A 5,103-nucleotide genomic window follows, 5' to 3' on the forward strand; every position below is an offset into this window, starting at 1 on the left:
GCTCATCGTCACTCCTTCCCGAGGTCGAGTAGTCGGCGGGCGATGATGTTGCGCTGGATCTCGGCGGTGCCGCCGTAGATGGTGGCCGCGCGTGAGTACAGGTACTCCGGGCGCCACCTGCTGTCGTCGAGTTCGATCAGGCCCGGAAGCAGGTCACGCGTGGTGTCGTAGAGCAGCTGTTCGGCGCCGGCCAGCAGCACCTTGTCGATGGAGGTGTCCGGGCCCAGCCGGTGCCCGTCGGCAAGCCGGTGCTGGGTGCCGCGGGACCGGCAGCGCAGTGTGTGCAGCGCCAGGTACACCGCGCCCAGCTCATCGTCGACCGCTGCGCCCTGGCGCCTCACCTCGGCGATCAGCGCATCGAAGCGCGAATACAGGTAGGCGATGCGCTGCCAGAAGCAGGTGGAACGTTCGAACGGCAGCAGGTCCATGGCCAGCTGCCAGCCGTCGCCCGGCCGGCCGAGCATCCGGGAGCCGTCCACGACGACATCGTCGAAATAGACCTCGCAGAACTCGTCGACGCCGTGCATGGTGCCCAACGGGCGCACCTCGATGCCGGGGGTGTCCATGTCGACGAAGAACGCGGTGATGGCTTGGTGATTCGGCGTATCGGCGCCACCCGTGCGGGTCAACAGAATGCAGCGGTGGGAGTACTGGGCGAAGCTGGTCCAGACCTTCTGGCCGTTGATCACCCACTTCTCGCCGCGCGCGGTGGCCCGGGTGGAAAGCGATGCCAGGTCGCTGCCGGAGCCCGGCTCGGAGAAGCCCTGACACCACTGCTCGCGGCCGGAGAGCAGGCGCGGAACCATCTCTGCTGCAAGCTCAGGTGAGGCGTAGTCGATCATGGTGGGCGCCAGCACTTCCAGCATCGAGTACGGCCCGGGCTCGGCCAGTCCACGACCGACCACCTCTTCGCCGACGACAGCCCGCAGCATCGCCGGGCCGCCCAGTCCACCGGCCTCGACGGGCCAGCCGTAACGCATCCAGCCCGCCTCGTAGAGGGCGGCCGAGACGCGGGCGAACTGTTTGAGGTGTCCCTGCAGCGACGCGTCGGGACCGGGGCTCAGATCGTTGGCGTCGAGCCAGGCGCGCAGCTCCGCCTGAAACTGCGCGATATCGACCTCCGAGCTCGGACTTTCGCCGACGGCGCCCCCGGTTGTGGTCGGCGTGGTCATTGGGCGGACGGACGGCCGACCGCGTGCGGACGCCCGGCGTCATGGGCCCCGCTGCGACGGATGAACGTCATCGCCCGAGTCCGCAGCCGCCAGCCCTCGGGGGTACGCACATAGGTGTCGTTGTAGTAGCCGATGCGCATGTCGTGGCTGGCGTGGTCGATGAAGCACAGCGGCTGGGTGCCGGTCGCGGTGTCGCCGTCCAGCTCGATCACCGGGGTGCCGGTCATGAACAGGCCTTTGGGCGCCGCCTCGACCAGTACCGGGAACCGGTCCAGCGAATAGGTTTCGCCGAAGGCGCTGTAGGTGCCGTCCTCGGTGAACACCGCCACCAGGCCCTCGATATCGCCCTGGGTGATGGTCACCGCGTAGCGGGCCAGCGTCTGCTGGATCTCGACCAAGTCGTCAATTCTTGTTGACATATACCTTGCCGCCTTTCATGACGAAGTTCACGTTGCGGGTGACGCCGATGTCGGTCAGCGGATCCCCGGGAACCGCGATGACATCGGCCAGTAGGCCCTCCGCCAGCCGCCCGCGGTCGCCGGCGTTGATGAGCTCGGCGGCGGTCACCGTCGCAGCCCGCAGGACGGCGGCCGGCGGCATACCCCAGTCCACCAGCGTGACCAGCTCGTCGGCGTTGCGCCCGTGCGGGATGGCCGGCGCATCGGTTCCGACGGCGATCTTCACCCCGGCCTCATAGGCCGCCTTGATCGACGTGCGGGCCTTGGGGAACATCTCGGCCGCCTTGGCCTGCAGTTCGGCGGGCGCCTTGGACACGTCCATGGCCTCGGCCAGACGCCGCGTGGTGACCAGGAAGCGGTCGTTGTCGACCAGCATCCGGATGGCCTCGTCGTCCATCAGGAAGCCGTGTTCGATGCAGTCGATGCCGCATGCCACCGCGTGTTTGACGGCTTCGGCGCCATGGGTGTGCGCGGCAACCCGCAGACCCCTGCGGTGCGCCTCGTCGACGATCGCCCGCAGTTCCTCGTCCGAATAGTGTTGCGCGCCGGCCTCGCCGGTCAGCGACATCACGCCACCGGAACAACACACCTTGATCAGCTGCGCGCCGTGCTTGATCTGGTAGCGGACCGCTTTGCGGATCTCGTCGACTCCGTTGGCGATACCCTCCTCGATGCTCAGCTCCAGCACGCCGGGCATGAAAGCCGCGAACATCGTGGGGTCCAGGTGCCCGCCGGTGGGGGTTATCGCGTGCCCTGCCGGCACCACCCGCGGCCCCTCGATCCACCCGGCATCGATCGCCTTGCCCAGCGCCACGTCGAGCAGGTATCCGCCGGTCTTGACGAACAGGCCCAGATTGCGGACCGTGGTGAACCCGGCGCGCAGCGTGCGCCGCGCGTTGCCCACCGCCCGCAGCACCCGGGTCGGTGGGTCGTCCTGCACCTGGGACAGGCCGGGATTCTCGCCCCGGCCCCCCATCAGCAGGTTGACCTCCATGTCCATCAACCCGGGCAGCAGAATCGAGTCGCCGAGGTCGATCACCTCGTCGGCTTCGACGCCGCCCGGGGCACGTTCGCCGATTCCGACGATCCGGTCCCCGTCGACGTGCACGATGCCGGGCCGGATGAGGACTCCGGATTCGACGTCGACAAGCCCTGCCGCCTTGAGCGTCAGCACCCTTAGATCACCGGCTCACTCAGCAGTTCCACCCACGCCGCGCCGCTGTCCGGGACGCGCGGCTGCTTCCATGCCTCGATCGGAAACGACACCATGACGAGCGACTGCATGATGTGCATGAGCGTCTTTGCGTCATCTGGCAGGTCGTCCAGCGGGAACTTGTCGCAGTAGGTGACGACGTCGTCCAGCAGCGGGAACGCGACATCGTAGAACTGCTGCATCTCGGCCATGGATGACGCCAGCCGCTTGGCGTAGCGGTCGGGCTCATGAGCCAGGTCCCAGTCCAAAAAGGGTTCCAGGGCGGCGAACTCAGACGGTAGCGGCACTGTGGTACTCCTTTACGAAGTCGCGGTTCACCTTGTGCAGGTGGCGGATGAGGATCTCTTGGTCGCACAGCAGGAAGTCCTTGACGGCCTTGGTGCCGATCATGGTCTGGGTGGCTTCCAGGGTGTTGGCGTCCTGGAGCGCGTACTCCTTGAACGTGACGGCGGCCAGCTCTTGGGCCAGGCGTTCGCGCGCGTTCTTCGGCGGCACGAAGTACAGGTTGGCCTCGAAGGTGTGCTTGTCGACGGCGGTCGGCCAGTACTGGTAGGTCAGATACCAGCCCGGCTCCCAGATCAGCAGCATGAAGTTCGGGTAGAACAGCCACGAGTCGATGCCCCACTGCGGCGCTCGCTTGACGTTCACGCCCGGCGGCAGTTCCTTGAGGTTGGCGATGGGCTCCGGCTTGTCCCACGGGCCGAACAGCCCACTGCGCAGCACCCGGTCCAAGGGCTTGACCATAGACATGTCGGGGGGCGGCGCCTGGCCACCCCACGTCGACTGCAGGCTGTGCGGTCCGGACAGCTCATAGTGCAGCGCTTCGTAGCCGAACTTCTGGATCTTGGCGGCTTCTTCCTTGGTGTACTGCCCCTGGTGCAGGATCGGCGCGTGGTAGAACTCGATGAACGCGTCGATGAAGAGCTTCCAGTTGCTGCCGACTTCGGCTCGGTAGGAGTACGTTTCGGTCATCTCGCCGAACGGGTAACCCTCGATCCCCTTGGCCAGCGGGCCGAGGTAGTCGGCGAGCGGCTGCGCGTGGTCGTCGAAGTTGACGAAGATGAAGCCCTCCCATACCTCGCAGCGCACGCCTGCCAGGCCGTACTCGCTCTTGTCGAGGTTGAAGAACTCGTCCTCCTGCTGGACAAAGGTCAGGTCGCCGTCCAGGCTGTAGCGCCAGGCGTGGTACTTGCAGGTGAACTGCCGGCAGGTGCCGGAGGTCTCCTCGTTGGGGAAGTCATTCCACACCAGCTTGTTCCCGCGGTGACGGCAGATGTTGTGATAGGCCTTGACCGCCCCGTCCTTGGTCTTGACGACGATGATCGAGGTGCCCTTGCCCACCGAGGGCAGTTCCCGGGTGAAGTAGCTGCCGGTCTTGGGGAGCCGTTCGACGCGACCGACGTTGATCCACATGCGCTTGAAGACCGCCTCGCGTTCGGCCTCGTAGAACGCGGGATCGATCGAGTCGCTGTAATCGACTGGCTCAGTGCCCAGTTCGGGATAGTTCTGCGTCCAGCTGCCAGCAGCCGGCTTGGGGAAGTGGGGCACGGGTTTACCTCTCTGATTCCGGGTTTTCGTCGAGCTCAACGCCAAAGGTGTTGAAGGCCATGGCCAGCATGCTGTAGCAGCCGATCGTGAAAACGAGATCCATCAGCTGGTGCTCGTCGAGATGCTTGGTCAAGACTGCTTCGGTGGCGGGCGAGAGGCGTGAGTCAGTGTCGAGTTCGTCGGCCGCGTCGAGCACGGCCTGGTGGAGTTCGTCGCGGCCGGTGCTGTGTTGCAGGTCGGCGATGTCGTCGTCGGTGAGGCCGGCCTGCTTGCCCATCGCGACGTGATGTGTCCACTCGTACTCGCACCTGCGGCGGTAGGCGGTACGCAAGATGGCCAGTTCGCGCAGGTTCGCCGGGAGCGTCGAGCCGTAGAGCAGATGGACGTTGAAGCGCAGGAACACTCTGGCCAGCTTCGGATGGTGCACGAGCATCGCCAGTGCATTGCCTGCCTCGCGGGCGTTGCGGCGCTCCTCCGGCAACATCTGGGCCAGCGCCCGCTGCACGTCGGGTTCGTCCCAGTGGGACTCCGACAGCTCAGCTAGGCGCATGCTCACTCCTCGTTGATGAGAATTGCATTCTCATATTTGACCAACAGATTTCCATGTTCGGCCGGATTGGTCAACCGTCTGCCGTCCAAGCAGGTGGCGCGCTGCGCCGTAGCGGCTAGGGCGGCCGGGTTCACCGGCGTATCGGCGTCGCCGGTGGCGGGG

Annotated in this window: 6 protein-coding genes; all 6 read right to left on the reverse strand. The window is 66.0% G+C overall.

All coding sequences use genetic code 11. The features are described from left to right. Positions 1-8: 8 nt before the first annotated feature. From LI92_RS19630 to LI92_RS19655, 6 genes are read right to left on the reverse strand one after another with little or no spacing between them, the layout of a single operon-like run. Complete coding sequence (locus LI92_RS19630) at positions 9-1,172, reverse strand: acyl-CoA dehydrogenase family protein (RefSeq protein ID WP_046321919.1); 1,164 nt, start codon at positions 1,170-1,172, stop codon at positions 9-11. Continuing rightward, positions 1,169-1,591, reverse strand: a complete 423-nt coding sequence (locus LI92_RS19635) for a nuclear transport factor 2 family protein (protein WP_046321921.1) — start codon at positions 1,589-1,591, stop codon at positions 1,169-1,171. The genes LI92_RS19630 and LI92_RS19635 overlap by 4 nt, the downstream gene beginning before the upstream one ends. Next, a complete protein-coding gene (locus LI92_RS19640) occupies positions 1,575-2,804 on the reverse strand; it encodes a metal-dependent hydrolase family protein (RefSeq protein ID WP_046321923.1) in 1,230 nt (409 codons plus the stop codon). The genes LI92_RS19635 and LI92_RS19640 overlap by 17 nt, the downstream gene beginning before the upstream one ends. A gap of 2 nt (positions 2,805-2,806) precedes the next feature. Next, positions 2,807-3,130 carry a hypothetical protein gene (locus LI92_RS19645; RefSeq protein WP_046321925.1) on the reverse strand — a complete coding sequence of 108 codons (324 nt, stop codon included), beginning with the start codon at positions 3,128-3,130 and terminating at the stop codon, positions 2,807-2,809. Continuing rightward, complete coding sequence (locus LI92_RS19650) at positions 3,114-4,391, reverse strand: aromatic ring-hydroxylating oxygenase subunit alpha (protein WP_046321927.1); 1,278 nt, start codon at positions 4,389-4,391, stop codon at positions 3,114-3,116. The genes LI92_RS19645 and LI92_RS19650 overlap by 17 nt, the downstream gene beginning before the upstream one ends. A 4-nt stretch (positions 4,392-4,395) precedes the next feature. After that, positions 4,396-4,941 (reverse strand): carboxymuconolactone decarboxylase family protein, encoded by a 546-nt coding sequence (locus tag LI92_RS19655; protein WP_046321928.1) that lies wholly within the window; start codon positions 4,939-4,941, stop codon positions 4,396-4,398. Positions 4,942-5,103 lie beyond the last annotated feature (162 nt).

The organism is Mycobacterium sp. UM_Kg1, assembly GCF_000972925.1.
GTDB classification, from domain to species: domain Bacteria; phylum Actinomycetota; class Actinomycetes; order Mycobacteriales; family Mycobacteriaceae; genus Mycobacterium; species Mycobacterium hiberniae.